This window comes from Chryseobacterium sp. JV558 (assembly GCF_033712365.1).
In the GTDB taxonomy this organism is placed as follows: domain Bacteria; phylum Bacteroidota; class Bacteroidia; order Flavobacteriales; family Weeksellaceae; genus Chryseobacterium.
Genome location: NZ_WJHU01000010.1, coordinates 29,068 through 46,165, shown reverse-complemented (window position 1 = coordinate 46,165; position 17,098 = coordinate 29,068). Strand labels below are relative to the sequence as shown.

Here is a 17,098-nt window from a genome sequence, read left to right as displayed (position 1 = left end):
CTTTCCGGTTGAGGTTTCTTGAAATCAACACAAGATAGGTGGAAGCCATCTTAAAAGTAAAAAAGAAGCAGTACACCAGATCTTAAAAAGCATAAAAACCAATGGAGTCAGAACAATTACAAAAATTATTTACTCATTTAGAAAAGGTTATTACATGGCGTATAAACAATCCATCAGAGGATTTTAATGTAGGAGCCCCTGAATTTAATACCAATAACCATGAAAACTTTCAATTAGGAGATTATATTTCAGGGAAAGAGCTTGCCCATCAGGAAGTTGTGATTCTTTTACTGGCGTTATTACCACGGTTAGATCCATCATTACTGAAACGCATTTATTTGGAATTTCCAGGTAGCACGCTGTTTGACTTTTGCTCAACCAATGATAACGGCAGGCTCTTTTATCCTACAATTCACGCGGCTCAATATATTTTAGGAGGAGAAAGTATTTCAGAACGATTGAAAGCACTGGATTATTTCGGCCCGAAGTCGGTTTTGAATAAAGAAGAACTCATCGCTTTTTCAGGTTCAGCTCAGGAACATGCATCAATGAACAGCCAGATAAGTGTACATGAAGAAGCCTTTAATAAGATCATTTTTGGACTGGAATTATTACCAAAAATGAGCAATGATTTTCCGGCAGAACGAATACACACCCATCGATCATGGGCAGATTTAATACTTCCTCAAACCACCCTGCAAGAACTTAAGTGTATTGAGGACTGGTACAACAGCAGCCGGATTCTTATGGAAGATTGGGACATGCAGACAAAACTTAAACCAGGGTTCAGGGTGTTGTTTTTTGGAGAACCGGGAACAGGAAAAACTCTTGCCGCCAGTCTTTTAGGGAAATATACCAATCGCCCTGTTTTCAGAGTAGATGTTTCTATGCTGGTTTCAAAGTACATCGGAGAAACAGAAAAACAATTAGCGAAACTATTCGACAAAGCGGAAAATAAAAACTGGATTTTATTTTTTGATGAAGCAGATGCTATTTTCGGAAAACGAACCTCTGTAAAAGATGCTCATGACAAATATGCCAATCAGGAAGTTTCTTATTTGCTGCAAAAGATAGAAACATTTTCAGGACTTATCATTCTGGCCTCCAACTTTAAAAATAATATGGATAAAGCCTTTACGCGACGCTTTCATAGCTGCATACAATTCAATAATCCAAAGCATGAAGAGCGTCTGCGTATCTGGCAGCAAAACGTACCTGAACAATTACAACTTGAAGATATTGATTTGGAACAAATTGCCCGACACTATGAATTAACTGGTTCTAATATTATGAATATCATACAGGATGTAAGTTTAAAAACAATTGCATTAGATGAACCTGGTTACAAAGTAAGTGTAGACATGTTATTAGACAGCATCAAAAAAGAATACGTAAAAGAAGATAAAATATTTATGTAAGAACTTGAAATTCAATCCAATTTCCTGGAATTGAAATCAAAACTATAAACCTGTTCAATTTTTAAAAACTAAAACTAATGAAAGCTAAGATTCTGCTATTGATCATATTGAGCAGCTTTATGCTGGGCTGCCGAAGCAAACACAAAATCACAACCACTTATAAAGAAAATACAAAAGAAACAGAAAAAGTGAAGGTTGATTCTTCAAGCTTACACAGCTCACAATCAACTCAAAGCAAATCCGTTGATGTGAAACTGGAGGAAAAGACCAATGAAATATCCGGAGATTTATTAATTAAAGGAAAATCAGATACAGCTAATCCCTTTGTTTTCCATAATGTGATAGGACGTGATACCGTTCAGAGTATTTCCATCATGGGAAATGCAGAATACTCCATCAGCAACCATTATGCAAAGACCAACCATGAAAAAGCAGAGGTTAGAAAAGAAGAATCTATCCAAGCTATTCACGATTTAACCCAGAAAGTGAGTTCAAAAGAAACAATCAGAGAAGTGGCTTCAAAAGTCTCGGAAGAAACAAAAAAAATTCAGTCAAATGGATTTGAAATCGCAGCCTGGATTTTCATTACAATCGTTGGAATCACTTTAATACTCATCTTTTTCACCTATAAATATTTTAAGCCATGAAAACATCACAAAAAGGAATCAACCTGATTGTATCATTTGAAGGATTCAGTTCAAAACCTTATCTGGATTCGGCAGGAATTCCAACAATTGGGTATGGGAACACCTACTATCCCGGAGGAAAGAAAGTAACCATGAAAGATCCTGCAATCAGCAAAGAAAAAGGGATAGAGCTATTTTCAGCTGTTTTACCGACTTATGAAAAAATCGTCAGCAGTAAAATTAAAGTAATCCTTTCTCAAAATCAATTTGATGCTCTCGTATCACACACGTACAATACAGGAGGATCAGATGGACTATTTTCTCTGATTAATAAAAAAGCAGAAGAGCAGGCAATCAGAAATTGGTTTACCACGAAATATATTACCGCCGCCGGAAAAATGTTAAACGGACTCATCCGCAGAAGAAAGGCTGAAGCTGATTTATTCTTTTCTAAATAAACAATTCCCACTTAATAGTTGGGGGAATTTAAACCAGATATTATCATTGGAAATTAATCTCCAAAGTCACGCTGTTTCAGAGAGTGGCCTTTACCGGCTTCAAACTGTTCATATAACTTCATCAGCAACGATATTGCTTTCTGTGGCCTACTTTAAAATCCCATGCAGCAGACACAACCTTTAGACCTTCCCCAATTATCAATTTATCAAAACTAATTATCAAATGAGTACACCATTACATACAATTTTCAGTTGGTTTGAAACTGGAGATTTCCCCACAGAAGCGGAGTTTAAAGAAACGTTTTTATCTTTTTATCATAAAGATGATCCAATCCCTATGAAAAGTATTGAAGGATTTGAAGAAATCTTTCAATTATTTGCCAGTGCAGAAGCATTTCAAAAACATTTAACTGATCCAGCAGCTCATTCAGAATATTTGGCTTTACTGAATGCCGGTAATCTAACCCCAGCTCATGTTGAAAGCTGGAAAAATAAGCTTGGAATTAAAAATGTTGCTACGGTTGATAGTTCTGATCAGCTAGGGAATGTGTATACTAAAATACAGGTAGACGGCTTTGTGGATGAATTGAAAGATGCAGATAAAGACTTAGCATCTGATATAGAAAAGATTAAAAAGATATTATTGTCTAATGACCTTTCTTTGGATGAACTCCAGGAAATAATCGATTTCATTAAAAAAAGTCGTGAGGATATTGAAGCATTAAAAGCTGTTTCAGGGCAGACTAGTGAAGATAAAGTAAAGCTGTTACTTGACTACAATGCATTAGGCAGCCCGAAAAATCAACAAGACTTTAATAAGCAGATCTATGATAAAGTTTTGCTCATCTCACAGACCCCTACAAGTGCAGTGGTACAGGTCGCAGGAAATGCAGTTTTCCCTAATACCCTTGAAACGGAAAATGTGATCATTCAGGCCCGGGATAGTGTAACGGGTAAAAAAATAAATGTTGACGATTATGCCACCAATCAAACCATTGAGGTCAAGATGATAGGTGTCCTCGTTAATCCCATTAATATTCTCATTTTAAAAGTTAAACCATAAAAAATAAAAAACTATGAATAATAACGCAGTAATAAGTAATAACGCACATCAGGATAACTTTTTTGGTGAGCTGCAACGTACCCGATTTCATTACCATACTTCATTTCCTGATACAACTGGAGTTCCTGCTGGTTGGATCATTGACTATAAGGGACAGTTGCATCAATGGAACGGAGCAGAATGGATTAACCTGGCTCAGAATTATGTACATCCTGAGTATCCGCTGACCAATAATCCATTTCAGACAGATCAAACAAGCGGACTTCTATTGCTAAGTCAGATCCTAACCAATAGTTCAGGACATGTTATTAAAGTAGCAGGCCGAAATCTTACCAATGCAGATATTGTCTCTATTTTTCTGAATGACGCGACTCAGTCAGGCAGCTATACATGGTCATCCAATAAGATTAAAACTTATATTGAAAACTTAATAGGACAAAGCCTTACAGGAGCATTGATTTATCAGCCGGGAGGATATATTCCTTCTACTGTTGAAGGTTCAATGACGACTCCGTTACCCGTGACATCAGCTACCATTAAAACAGGTATGGTGTGGGTGATTACAGCAAATGGCTGGGTAGGTAATGAGCCCGTTTCTGTTGGTGACCATCTTATTGCTAATACCGATAATGCTTCCAATGCGCCTAAAAATTATCAGATCATAGAAAAAGGTATTCCTGACATTGTAGATGCTACAGATTCGGTGAAAGGACTGATTCAAATTGCCACAGATGTTGAAGCTATTGCAGGATTCGATCCTGGTAAAGCAATGACTCCAAGATCTACGAAAGCTGTTTTGGATGCAAAAATTAAATCCAAAACATGGCAAATCGGAGATGGTTCTTCTGTTACTTTTCCCATTACCCATGGCTGGAATACCCTGAATGTTGATTATATCTGTTATCGTAATACTGATAATAGAAAAATAAATGTAAGCTGTGTGGCCACATCGGCAAATGATGTAGAAATAGATGTGTTGGCACCTCTTACCCCGAATGAATATAGAATTACTTTAACTGCAAGATTAGACTAATGATTGCTCCTGAATATTTTAACAATCACATCGCTGTAGAAGGCGAAATAATTGTGAAAAGTGTTCCAAACGATGCAGGTTCTGTAATGGTTTGGAATTCTGTGACGAAAAAAATCAGCACAAGAACCCATGCGGAAATAGTTGCTGATTTAAACTTAGTGACAACTAATACCTATCAAGAAATACCAGTAAGAAAAACATTCTCAGGAGCTACAGGCAATGCTTACGATTCAGTTGCTTTAGAATTAAGAGGTAATGGTACATCTGATACAGTTTACCCCGCAATTTCTTTTCATCAGCCGGGTCTTTATGCGGCTACACTGCAGTATAGGTCAAATGGTTATCACTTTATGAATCTCAATGGTAATGCTTTTGATTACGTTAGGGCGGCTGGGTATTATAAAGACGGGTCAAATAATGAAAGATTTCTTACAGGTGGCGGCGGAGATTACGATTCCCGAAGAAAAGAAGACTCCTGGTATCATTCAGGAAGAAACTTCCCACAGGGAACATTCATTGAAACTGATGTAGACTATTCTGTAGACTATGGAGATCAATTCCTTTTAGAGATTAAAGGTAATATGTACGGAAGTGATCAGCCTTTAGATTGTAAGATCCAGGGTTATATCTATAACGGGACTATTATTTCTCATAGCGGCTATTCTACATTACATTACTGGAATGGGATTACAGCCTTAAATTTAAACGGTAAACTTTGTTTTTGGTTTACTCAATTATCGTATTGGCAGGGATTTGATGTGAAATTAACTGTTGGGTATGGAGGCTTAGACCAGGGGAGAAACCGGGTTACTTCAGTTTCGGATCATCCGGACCCGGGAGGTACCAAAAGAGTTCAGATCAATCTTAAACATTTACTTACGAAAGAGGAGTTAGCTTCTGATGGTACATTTTGGGAGAAGAAAAATGTGGGAGGTTTTTGGGCATTAGATTCGGATAGGCCTATAGCCGGGCTCAATGGAAATGGAGCACAAGTAATGTTGTCCGGAGGATTGTTAGCATCAGATTCTTATACAGATAAAGATTATATCCCGGTTAACGGCCTTCATGCAAAAGGTTTTGTACAAACAGATGAAGGATTTCAAAACAGATTCTACAAAGCAGATGAAAGAAATAGAATCTGGTCATTTGCAAACGCAGATACTTATGGTCTTTCCTATTATCAAGGAAGTGCCAATAGCTTGAATGAAGGTATAGGTTTCCATTTTGGAGATCCGGATCATCCTACCCATTTTCTCGGGCGGTCTGGTCAGATTTATTCTAAACAAGGTATTTATTCTACTTCATTTAATACAGGAAATAACCAGGTTTTAAATTATACTAGTCCATCTACACTATATATAGGAAATCCTACTATTAATACTATTGTAGAATCTAATAACAGTGATATAATACACCATAAAAATGGAGTCAATGGTGTGGTTTGGGATGCTCATAATTTAGATCCGGCAACTTTTGTTAATGTATCAGCTTTAAATAATTATGTTCCTTATAATGGCGCAGCACAGGATGTGAATCTTGGGGCAAAGGATTTAGAATTTGATGGAGGGGGATCTATAAATAAACACCAAAATAATGTAAGAATATTTAATAAAGTTTATCAGGGCTATTATGGTGATGGAGGACACACAGGTATTTTAGCCATTAAAATGCCTCAAGCTTCACCAGATCAGGCTATGTTTAGTATTGATATTAACATTTATGGATATGAAAGTCAATACTTAGGTAAAGTGAATGTAGCTTTCTATAAATATGTATCAGGAACTATGGTTACTAATGGTTCAAAAGCGATATGGGAAGTAACTGATAATTTTCCTACCACTACCGCAAGAATCGGAATTGGAACTGATGGATATGTTAGTATTTTATTAGGAGAATCAAATACATTCTGGAATGGGTACTTTTCATTTGAAGTAGCTAAAGTAGAAGTTAAATATGGAAACTATAATCTGGATTGGAATATAGGATGGTCTCATGCGATAGAACCTAACTTTGACTTATATCCTGCCAATATCATTGTTTTACCTTCTGATGTAGTCGCTACAAGAAGTTGGTTAATTAATTTTGCAGACAGCAGTTATATTCCTAAAGCAGTTCAACTGAATGATAACTTCAATAGCCTTGGAGGTCATTCCAATTCTGGAGTTTATAGAGCAAACAATAACGCAGGAGGGGTTCAGCATTTATATAGTCCTATGTTGCACATGGGAGCTGAAGATACCACATCACAGTTGCAGATAAAATATAATGATGGTAATGCAGACGCAGGAGAATTAGCTTATAGAAGTGGGCACAATGGAAACTGGACACAATGGAGAAGAGCCTGGGATAATGTAAATTTCAAACCAGGTGATTACCAGACCAGAAATACGGATGAAATTATATCCGCAGCAAAATCCTATTATAATAGAATACCTTTCAAACTAAAGAATAGTTCATATAAATCCTGGTCAATACAGAAACCTACCAATAACAATTTAATATTGGCTCCTTCTGTTACAAAGAATGCAGAAGATTGGGATGTAAGTAATGGTATAGAATTCACTGATGCTGGCCAGGTTTTATCAAAAGGTTTTAATAAAGTTGGGTATAATGATAACTATATCTTAACAGCAGGCGGTGGCCAGAGATTGGCCTCAGATTTTGTATCATCTACAGACTTAGGAAACTATCTCAGAAAAGATGGCGGTACTATGACAGGTGCTTTTAATATAGAGTCTTCGGCTATGTTAGGTAAGTGGAAAAGTACAGCACAAACAGGAAATTATCTGACCTGGCAAAAATATGACGGGGCTAAAGATATAGCTTATATTGGAGCTGATGGAGGTGCTGCCATATGGGGTGGGACAGGAGAAAATTTTGTAGTTAGAGCTGTAAATGATGGTGATTTATTATTAAATTCGGATAATGGTGCTGTTAAAATTCAAGGAGGCATTCCCTGGACTACAAACAATTTTAATCCCGGAGAATACTTAGCGAAAAGAGGTAATCATCAGGATGCAACTGCAGTAAAAACAGATTTTCCTTTAAGTGTTACAGATTGGGCCACAGGTACCGGATTCCCATCTACTTATGGTAATTCCTTACACATTGCAGGAAATAATAGTTGGTATCATAGAATAGATTTTCCTTTATTCAGCAATCATTTAGAGTATTGGCAGGCTGTAAATACAACAACCATGACGAAAAAAGGGAATATTCCTTTGCTGTCAGATGGAGAAGCGCTTTGGACTAATAATAATTTCAATCCTGATGCTAAGGTTAATTCCGCAGAAAATGCTCAGACATTAGGATTCTCAAGTGGTTTATCAGCAGGTGCCCCTTATATATACCATAAGACAGATGGTTATGTATTTCTGGCTACTCAATCTTGGGTGTCATCTAATTTTACGAGCCAGACTTTGTCAATTCAACCTGAGGAGGAAGGCGGTCAATGGATAAATCTAACCAATTCAAACGGAGTCTTTGCTACAAATTACTTTGTTACTTCAAGAGATGGTTCAAGAAACCCGGATACAGTTGTTACACCTAATGGAAATAGTCGTAGGGTTAGATTTGATTTTATTCAGGCTGGACATGTTGGAGGAACTGGAAATTATGCAGGTGTAATGACTTATGCTCCTTGGGATGGTACTTCTGCATCAACGGGGGATTCTTCATACCAATTAGCTTTTGCCAATCAAACTGAGGTCAATGGAGAAGGAATACCTATGCTTAAAATAAGAAAGGGGATTGATGATAAATGGTCTGGTAAGTGGTTTAAATTGTGGAGTGACGCAGATTTCTCACAAAGTAATATTGACAGCTGGAATTATATGTACAACAATGGTATTATTGTTAACAAACAATTTACTAATCAGACAGGTAATGGATTAATGGTTGTTGATAATTATAATGGTGGAGAATCCGGGATATATAATGAAAAGGATAAATTCTATTTAGCGGTATTAAAAGATGAATATTATAAATATTCAAGCAGTTATAAAGGCTGGGAAGGTATTAACTTCAATAGAGGAAACAAGAATATTGGTATAGGTACAAAAGCTAATGATTCACATAAAGTAAATATTGCAGGATCAATAAATGTTTCAGACTCCGTAAATGTTGGGGGGGCAGTACATGTTTCAGATTCAGTAGACGTTGCTGGTTCAGTATATGTTGGGGACTCAGTAAAGGCTATTCAAAACTTTAAATCCGAATATGAAGATCCTAATACTTTATTTATTCCGGACGGAAATTTATCACGTCTTGATGATGAGATTACCAATGAAAAATCCAGAATGAGATTATCTCATGGGATGATTGAGCAGCAGTCAGGAGTTCAATATTATGATTCTGACAATAGAATGTTGGTAATCAGATGTATATATGGTGAGCATTTTGTATTAGGAAAATGTTTCCGAGGTCAAAGAATATTGGTGTTAAATGCTAGTGATAATTGGCAGGGATTCGATATAGAAAGTGCAGGGTATTCATATAAAATACCACCATATAGCTCTATCCAATTGTTTGTCTGGGATGAAAAAACAGTTTATAAATATGCAGAAAATAAGATGTATTAAAACTGGAAATCCAAAAACAAAAGAATCTATATTCAAAGCTGTGGAATACATCATTTGCTAACTTTTTCAATGCAGACTTTTTAGGTATAAATAATTCGAATAATTCAATGTTTTCTGGCAGATCTTGAAATGAATTGTAATGTACTGAAAACTTTCTTATGCATTTAGATTAATGTGTTTACAATGACTGGTCATAACTAATATAAATGACGTCACTTGCATTAAAGTGGCGTCATTTGAATGCTTGTGGTCAGGACGGCATTATCTTCAAACACTTTGATTGATGATTAGGTTTGTTTGAGCTTGTTGAATGGGAAGTTTACTGCAGCTACAGAATGGAGAGGCCAAAAAACTTTCACAGAAGCTTTAAAAACAAGAATTTTGAACATTGTAATTGCAGAACAATATCATTCCGTTTCACAAAAACAAGTCTACTGCAACTACAGAATGGAAAGGTCAAAAAACTTTTATAACAGCAAAAGAAAAATGAAATTTGAGCTCTGAAGAATATGAATAATCATTGAATTCAAAAAATACTATACTAAGAGAGTGATCAGGAAGTATTGTAGAAAAAATGTAGTGATGCTGTTGATGTCAAATAAAGTTATAAGCATTGACAAAACGCATGGTTTTCTTGATAAAGGCATAAATAATTCACTAATTGACTGGGTGATAAAAGAAAAACAAAATCAAAAATCACTCAAAAATATAGAATTCCATTCAAAATGATCAGCCTGTGAATAAAATAGGTTTCCGAATGATCAACTGTATCAAAAACTAATTTTCAATAATCAAAATGAGTACACCATTAAATATAATTTTCAGTTGGTTTGAAAAAGGTGATATTCCTACAGAGTATCAATTTAAGCAGACCTTTTCTTCATTCCGCCATTTAGATGAAAAAATCAAAATGGATGAGGTGGCAGGCTTATATGAAGCTTTTCAAAAAACACTGCCTGTCCTTACTTTTACCAATCATTTGGAAGATGAAAACGCGCATATTTCAGTGCTGGCAAAACGTAATGCATCCAATCTTACGGATGCCAATGTAGAGGAATGGAAAGAAAAATTAAAAATCAAATTAGCCGCTACTATCGATGGTAGTGGAGAGACTGGGAATGTCTTTACAAAAGAGCAGATCAGAGAAATAGTCAATGTATTTCAGGCAAAAGATGATGAAATGCTTGAATATATTAGGAGAATTAATGAAATATTAGCTTCTGATGATGTCAATCTTGATGAACTTCAGGAAATCGTAGACTATATCAAAGACAACAGGGAACAGATAGAATTGCTTAAAGAGGCTGTTGCCAGAAGCATTTCAGATGATAAAATCAACCTTGTCGGGATTTATTCAAACTGGGGTGCTGTTACTTATCAAAATCAGTTTAATGATTTAGTCTACAGTAAAATTAAAAATATCGAAGACGCGGCCAGCGCTGAAAAAATTAAACATGAAGAGAGAGTTAGAGGAGACTCCAGGATAAAACATGATCTTGATACTCTAAGTTTTGTAATTGATGCTTACGACACTGTTACAATGTTTACAATACCCATTAAGGTAAGAAGAATAGACACCAATACTATAGAAGTGCTATTTGACTCATTACCACCCAATATAATTCAGTTAACAATTAAAAAAATATAATTATGGACATTAAATATGCTTATTATCGAAGCTCTGTTGGATACAAAATAGAAGGGAAAACAGACAATGATATTTTAACCGCTGGCGGCGGTACAAGAGGAATCAATTCTTTTTGGCATGATGGAAACTTAAATCCGTTAGATTACGTACCAAAAACGCGAACGTTAACAATTAACGGTACAGCCTATGATTTGTCAGCCAACAGATCATTTACAACACCAGATACCATTACCCGTCTGAAAGGAGGGGCATCCGGTTCTTTGGTTTCCGGAGATGTTACTCTTGCAGCAGGTGCTAATATGACCGTTAACCAGACCGGAAATACAATCACATTAGTCTCTACAGACACTACCTACAGCGCAGGGAATGGTTTGACATTGTCAGGAACCTCATTTTCCTTACCGGTTACTACTTCAGGTACAGGAAATGTGGTTACGGGAATTAGCCAGACAACCAATGGATTAACAGTAAATCTGGGTTCTATGCCCACTTCATCAGATTTAGCGAATTATATTCCGTTATCACAAAAAGGAGCCGCAAATGGGGTTGCTGCACTGGATGCTTCAGGACTGGTACCTGCATCTCAATTGCCATCTTATGTAGATGATGTTTTGGAGGGATATTATAAAAATGCTGACGGAAAATTTTACAAAGAAGCGGGTTATACTACCCTTATTGCTGGTGAGACAGGTAAAATTTATGTATCTCTTGATACCAACAAAACGTACCGATGGACTGGGACAACGTTCGTTTATATCACCTCAGGGGCTGTAGATTCTGTAAATGGATTAACGGGTGTTGTAGTACTAAACAAATCTCATGTAGGCTTAGGGAATGTTGATAACACGGCAGATGCAGCGAAAAATGTTCTTTCCGCTACAAAATGGGCTACAGTACGAACGATTACACTTTCAGGTGTTACTGCAACAGCACAAAATATTGATGGTTCCGGAAATGTAACGGTACCTATTACGGCTGTTCCTGCGACATTATTAACAGGTACTGCAGCAGTCAATACAACCGGATCAGCTGCAAAATTAACAACACCAAGAACAATTTCTGCTTCAGGTGACGCTACATGGACAGCAACTTTTGATGGTTCAGCAAATGCTACCTCAGCATTGACATTAGCTGCAACAGGAGTAACTGCTGGAACTTATGATGAGGTGACTGTTGACTCTAAAGGTAGAGTAACTGCCGGAAGTAATAATGTAAAGTCATATACTACCTCTATTTCCGGAACAGCAGGCGTGGTACACAATTTAGGGACTAGAAATGTAGATGTTGCCATGTATGATACAGTAACCTTTTACAAAATAGATGGTAGAATAAAATTAACCGATCCGAATAAAATAGATGTTGAATTTGATTCTGCTTTACCTAATGCTGTATCCATAACAGTAACGCGTAAAGATATTTAACATGGATGTAAAATACGCATATTATAACACTTCTAAAGGCTATAAAGTAACGGGCGGCACAGCTGCCCAGTTTTTAAAGGCAGATGGTTCTCTGGATAACAGCTCTTATGTTAATAAATCAGGAGACACGATGAGTGGTACCCTCACATTAAATCAGGCCGTAAGCAGTACGATAAGAAAAGATTTATCTACGATAACGACAGGAACCGGATTTGCGAGAGATATTTTACAGTTGGCAGGTTCTAATGGCGTAGTGGATACTGTTGGGTGGTTTGGCAATGTAGATGCAGAAGGTACTGTAAAAGTGACATATGGTTATTTAGGTACAACAGCTTACAATACTACTAAGGCACTTCTCTGGACATCTGATCAGAGAGTAGGAATTGGACTGAGCGGATCATCATTACCGCTGGATGGGTATAGGCTGCATGTTTCCGGGAATAGCTATACATCCGGTAATATAGGAGTAGCAGGAATAATTAACAGTACAGCGGGTGAACTTCAGGTTCAAAGACAGGGAGTAAATAGAATTAAAACAGGGTCTACATATACATTAATTTCAGGAGATGGAGCTTCGGGAATCGTTTATTTAAGACCTCAGGGAGATTCAACAAGTGCTGGTCAGGTAGTGATCAATGCTAATAATACTCAGTTTGTAGATGCTTATAATTTGTTATTTGGCAGTCAAACGGCGACAGGATCAACTATTTTCCATACTAATATGGCTAATTCAACACATGGTTATGGGATGTGGTTAGCTCATAATTTACAATTTGATGGTACTGATTTTATCCAGCCAAGAGGATCATTAAATTCATTGGGACTTACAGTGAATAACCATAAAACTTTTTCATTTAATTATGGGAGCGCCACTGGTACCAATGGTAGTGTTCCGGCATTAACTGAGGTCGTGAAAATTAGTAATACCGGTAAAATTACAACGTTAAATGATGGAACTTCTTCTGATTGGATGTCGGCATATAATACAGGTCTTGTTTACAGAGGTGTTTTAGGTCCTACCGTAGATTTAAACAGTATTACCTCTACAGGATGGTGGGTTCAGACAGGAAATGCAAATGCAACTTCTGCAAATAATTACCCTGCAGGTTTAGCAGGTCAATTAAGAGTTTACTATACTTCAACACATATCGTTCAGGAATATACAACTTATGCTAATAACAATGATGTGTACAGGAGGTATTACTTTAGTGGAACCTGGTATCCCTGGACAAAAGATTGGGATTCAAATGATTTTTCTGCAGCCAATATCAACAACTGGAATACCGCATTTAATTGGGGAAATCACGCTAATGCAGGATATCTTTCGAATGCTGTATTATCTAATTACTACACAAAAAGTGAGTCTTTAAATACATTCGTTGGGAAAAATGGAGTAGAAACAATAAGCGATACCAAGACATTTACCCATAGCCCTGTTATTCCGGCAGGAACTTTAGAGACTCATGCAGTCAATATAAAACAGCTAAATACAAAAGCTAATGGTCAGGAAAATGCTATGGCTGTGGGATTTTCGTCCGGAAATGTACCTACTTCAGATGGAAATGCATTTCCGTATATGTATCATAGCTCGGGATTATATGTAGCATTGGCAACACAGTCTTATGTACAAACAAACTTTTTAAGTACCCCAAATGGTACATCCGTTGTTATTTCAGGTTCAAATCTGAATAATTACCTTAAAACAGGCTTTTACAGGGGAGTGGGATTAGCCAATGCGCCTTTAAATAATAACGGCTGGTGGTATGTGGCCATTGAAACCCACGATGGTACCTGGGTAAAGCAGACTGCAACTTCATTTGGGTCAAGTAATACGGGCAATATAACCTACCAAAGGACTATGAGCGGAGGCAGCTGGTCTAATTGGGCGCAAATCTGGACTACTCAGGATTTTAGCATAGGAAGTATTCAGCAATGGAATTATATGGCTCAGTACGGATTACAGCTCAATTCGGACTTTACAGTAAATACCGGATCAGGTTTAGCGATTTCAGATAACCATATGAATACTGGTGAGTCAGGTATTGTAGATATTCATCAGAAAAGATTTTTAGCAACAAAACGAAACGAATATTATTTTTATGGTTCTGAGTATAATGGATTTGGAGGGTTGAATTTTCATACGGAGTCAAGTAGCTTCGGAATGGGAAGAGAGGCTAATAAGGATGATAAGTTAACAGTAGAAGGCACCATAAAAGCCAGTAAGAATTTTAAATCTGAGGATGAAAACCCGGATACAATGTTTATTCCTAATGGCAGAACAGCGAGTCTCAAAGATGAAATTGTTAATGATCAGTCTGATCCTAAGAATTATGCCGTTAGATTAGATCCGCATGAATATGAGTTCTTTTCCAGCAATCTTAGCATAGATGATAGAAACAGGCTTATCCATGTTATTGGAGAACAGATTAAAATGGTGGTCAATTTCAAAGAAATTTATCCCAAACAGCAGATCGTTATTTATAACTTTGACAGTGGAGGTACCATGGGAGTTGATGTATATGGTAAAAGAATATATAATATCAGCCCAAACTGTTTCCTTAGATTGTATGTAACAAAATCACGAAGAATAATTGCAGAACAGGAACAGGTCTGTAAGTTTATCTGGTAAGAAATAGAATAGTTATTCTACGGAATACAGATTAAAAACTTCTTACAATACTGTAAGATAAAACCCACAGCCAGAGGATGAAAGTCTTCTGATTGTGGGTTTTTGTGTTGTATTACATGAGAGCGGCAAATATAAAATGAATGTTTTCAACCAGAGAATAAATTGCTTGAATAAGATTTTTTTTGTCTCCCAAATCGAAGCACATAAAGAGCTTAACGAATATAAAAAAATCACCACTTTAAATAAGTGGCGATTGTATTGTGTGCGGCCTCGGCGAGGTTATCTTATACCTTATCTCTTTGTTTTTATTTTAGATCATCAAATTCCAGATAGAGTATTTCCGGGTTACTAAAATTAATGTTTTTATATTCTTTAGTACCCGTACATTTTTCTGATAAAGATTGAGTTTCTTTAGCTTTACTGGCAACTATTGCTATTTCACCATTCTGTAACAAAGTTGCTATAGCCTTATTTTTGATATCTATTTTTGAAAGTTCATCAAAGTCCGGACGATTTAAGATCTGATGCGCTAAAAACTGCTGTTTCTGATCTCCAAATAAAATATAGTGGCAAGGTTGGCCTTCGCTTTTGTCTTTATTTAATTGATGGAAATACAGGACTTTGGTAATTTCCACTTGCGCATCCTTGATGATCAGTTCTCCGCCTCGCTCAAAATGACCACGGTAAATATTGGCTTTAAATGTTTTTATATCATTCATAATACCCGGAAGAACAAATTTTTCAGGTTCTATGGTATACAGTTTAACCTCAGGATGGGTCAGCTGATCTTTTTTATAATTTAAGGTAGAAGTCTGATCCAACTGAATTTTCAGAATGACCTGATAATCATGGGGAGCATAAAAAAGCGGAAGATGAGATGCATATTGAGTATCGTCTCCCAGTAAAACCATACCGTGAATTCCCGGATGGTCTTTCATATCATGTTGTTGAGAAAACAGAGTTACTGAACTGTTCAGCAGAAACATAAGGATAATGCGGGATAAAATAGGGTAACTATTCATTTCTTGTTTACAATATTTTTGCAAAGATACATTCGAAAACCCCATTAGTATCTCACTAAAAGAGTCTGTTTTTATGATATTTCTCCAGGAAGAACATACAGCAATATTTTTAAGTAATTAAATAAAGCGTTTTGATTATCCATAAGCTTTAATGAATCAACGTAGTTGATTCTATCCTTTGCTCCCTGAAGATATGCAAAATAAAGCTAAAACTTTGCGTTAGAAAAACATGTCACCAGTACATTATATTTTGAATCAAAAAATCCTTAAAGAATGTCATTTTAGATAAAGATTTGCTAAAGAAGCAGAATTAACATTTTTATAAAATAGAATCGGACACATCCAGGTATTTCATGTCGTATTTTTTTCTATATTTAAAAAAAGTAAGTATCTATTTTACTAATGTTTAGAAAAATGGCCTGTGTTTGTATTCTGCATTCTAAAACATGCCTGTAAATATAATTTAAAAGAAAACAATGCCGATAAACTCATTACCTCCGGACGGAGGCCTGTTATATAAAGAAACAGATATGGCTCACTTTTTCCCTGAGCCCTTAAACGCAATAACAGCTGTATTTTTTTTAGCCATAGCCATTTTCTGGACTCTTAAACTGAAGGGTAATTTCAAAAAATATCCTTTTTTAACCTACTGCCTGGTGTTATTATATATTGGTGCCATAGGAGGAACGGTTTACCATTCATTCAGACAATGGCCGGTATTTATTATGATGGATTGGCTGCCCATTATGGTATTATGCCTGTCTGCCGGGTTTTATTTTATAGCGCAGAGTACCAGATGGTATTATGCTGCTGTAATGGTTCTGGGATATGCACTCCTTATGTTCGCTTTGAGAAACTGGATTTTGGCAGATAACCCTTCTCTTTTTATCAATGTCAATTATGCAATTATGGCTTCTTTTGTAGTTTTCTCGGTACTAAGATATCTGATCTATACCCAATGGAAAGCTGGCCAATGGGTAGGTTTTGCTGTATTGTCGTTTGTTTTTGCATTAACCTTCCGTATCGCTGATAAATGGGAATGGTTCAGTTTCGGAACCCACTTTTTATGGCATACTTTCGGGGCAATAGCGACGTTTTGTATGTTTAATTATATCAGTCTTACGCAGAATACAATTAGAAAAAAATAAGTAGTTTTTATTTTCCTTGAAATTCTAATTAAAAAAATTGCAGGCCAGACCC

At 36.3% G+C, this 17,098-nt stretch carries 11 protein-coding genes; 10 read left to right on the top strand and 1 reads right to left on the bottom strand.

Features of this window, described 5'->3' with window-relative positions; genetic code table 11:
- The first annotated feature begins 101 nt into the window (after nucleotides 1-101).
- The 9 genes from GFU89_RS21835 to GFU89_RS21795 all read left to right on the top strand — a co-directional run bounded on the left by GFU89_RS21835 (nucleotide 102) and on the right by GFU89_RS21795 (nucleotide 14,876).
- Nucleotides 102-1,418: an ATP-binding protein gene (locus GFU89_RS21835; protein WP_318849134.1), complete on the top strand. Its 1,317-nt coding sequence runs from the start codon at nucleotides 102-104 to the stop codon at nucleotides 1,416-1,418.
- Between the two features lie 77 nt (nucleotides 1,419-1,495).
- On the top strand, nucleotides 1,496-2,065 hold the full coding sequence (locus GFU89_RS21830; protein ID WP_318849133.1) for a hypothetical protein: 570 nt from the start codon (nucleotides 1,496-1,498) through the stop codon (nucleotides 2,063-2,065).
- Entirely contained in the window at nucleotides 2,062-2,502 is a 441-nt protein-coding gene (locus GFU89_RS21825; protein ID WP_318849132.1) for a lysozyme, read from the top strand. The genes GFU89_RS21830 and GFU89_RS21825 overlap by 4 nt, the downstream gene beginning before the upstream one ends.
- A 223-nt stretch (nucleotides 2,503-2,725) precedes the next feature.
- Complete coding sequence (locus tag GFU89_RS21820) at nucleotides 2,726-3,565, top strand: hypothetical protein (RefSeq protein WP_318849131.1); 840 nt, start codon at nucleotides 2,726-2,728, stop codon at nucleotides 3,563-3,565.
- A gap of 13 nt (nucleotides 3,566-3,578) precedes the next feature.
- Complete coding sequence (locus GFU89_RS21815; RefSeq protein ID WP_318849130.1) at nucleotides 3,579-4,598, top strand: hypothetical protein; 1,020 nt, start codon at nucleotides 3,579-3,581, stop codon at nucleotides 4,596-4,598.
- The gene (locus tag GFU89_RS21810) at nucleotides 4,598-9,178 is read left to right on the top strand and encodes a hypothetical protein (protein WP_318849129.1); all 4,581 of its coding nucleotides are present in this window, start codon (nucleotides 4,598-4,600) and stop codon (nucleotides 9,176-9,178) included. Before GFU89_RS21815 ends, GFU89_RS21810 begins: the two co-directional genes overlap by 1 nt.
- A 796-nt stretch (nucleotides 9,179-9,974) precedes the next feature.
- Nucleotides 9,975-10,826 carry a hypothetical protein gene (locus GFU89_RS21805; RefSeq protein WP_318849128.1) on the top strand — a complete coding sequence of 284 codons (852 nt, stop codon included), beginning with the start codon at nucleotides 9,975-9,977 and terminating at the stop codon, nucleotides 10,824-10,826.
- A gap of 2 nt (nucleotides 10,827-10,828) precedes the next feature.
- Nucleotides 10,829-12,247, top strand: a complete 1,419-nt coding sequence (locus GFU89_RS21800; protein ID WP_318849127.1) for a hypothetical protein — start codon at nucleotides 10,829-10,831, stop codon at nucleotides 12,245-12,247.
- Nucleotide 12,248: 1 nt separating this feature from the next.
- Nucleotides 12,249-14,876, top strand: a complete 2,628-nt coding sequence (locus GFU89_RS21795; protein WP_318849126.1) for a pyocin knob domain-containing protein — start codon at nucleotides 12,249-12,251, stop codon at nucleotides 14,874-14,876.
- Nucleotides 14,877-15,181: 305 nt separating this feature from the next.
- Here GFU89_RS21795 and GFU89_RS21790 read toward each other — a convergent pair whose 3' ends face one another.
- Nucleotides 15,182-15,898 carry a hypothetical protein gene (locus GFU89_RS21790; RefSeq protein ID WP_318849125.1) on the bottom strand — a complete coding sequence of 239 codons (717 nt, stop codon included), beginning with the start codon at nucleotides 15,896-15,898 and terminating at the stop codon, nucleotides 15,182-15,184.
- A 476-nt stretch (nucleotides 15,899-16,374) separates the two neighbouring features.
- On the opposite strand from GFU89_RS21790, the gene GFU89_RS21785 reads away from it, so the two are divergent.
- Nucleotides 16,375-17,046 carry a hypothetical protein gene (locus GFU89_RS21785; protein ID WP_318849124.1) on the top strand — a complete coding sequence of 224 codons (672 nt, stop codon included), beginning with the start codon at nucleotides 16,375-16,377 and terminating at the stop codon, nucleotides 17,044-17,046.
- Nucleotides 17,047-17,098: the final 52 nt, after the last annotated feature.

Excerpts from the sequence above, each read along its gene's own strand:
- GFU89_RS21825 (WP_318849132.1), top strand. The coding sequence starts at position 2,062 with ATGAAAACATCACAAAAAGGAATCAACCTGATTGTATCATTTGAAGGA.
- GFU89_RS21795 (WP_318849126.1), top strand. The coding sequence starts at position 12,249 with ATGGATGTAAAATACGCATATTATAACACTTCTAAAGGCTATAAAGTA.
- GFU89_RS21785 (WP_318849124.1), top strand. The coding sequence starts at position 16,375 with ATGCCGATAAACTCATTACCTCCGGACGGAGGCCTGTTATATAAAGAA.
- GFU89_RS21800 (WP_318849127.1), top strand. The coding sequence starts at position 10,829 with ATGGACATTAAATATGCTTATTATCGAAGCTCTGTTGGATACAAAATA.
- GFU89_RS21820 (WP_318849131.1), top strand. The coding sequence starts at position 2,726 with ATGAGTACACCATTACATACAATTTTCAGTTGGTTTGAAACTGGAGAT.
- GFU89_RS21790 (WP_318849125.1), bottom strand. The coding sequence starts at position 15,898 with ATGAATAGTTACCCTATTTTATCCCGCATTATCCTTATGTTTCTGCTG.
- GFU89_RS21835 (WP_318849134.1), top strand. The coding sequence starts at position 102 with ATGGAGTCAGAACAATTACAAAAATTATTTACTCATTTAGAAAAGGTT.
- GFU89_RS21810 (WP_318849129.1), top strand. The coding sequence starts at position 4,598 with ATGATTGCTCCTGAATATTTTAACAATCACATCGCTGTAGAAGGCGAA.
- GFU89_RS21815 (WP_318849130.1), top strand. The coding sequence starts at position 3,579 with ATGAATAATAACGCAGTAATAAGTAATAACGCACATCAGGATAACTTT.
- GFU89_RS21830 (WP_318849133.1), top strand. The coding sequence starts at position 1,496 with ATGAAAGCTAAGATTCTGCTATTGATCATATTGAGCAGCTTTATGCTG.
- GFU89_RS21805 (WP_318849128.1), top strand. The coding sequence starts at position 9,975 with ATGAGTACACCATTAAATATAATTTTCAGTTGGTTTGAAAAAGGTGAT.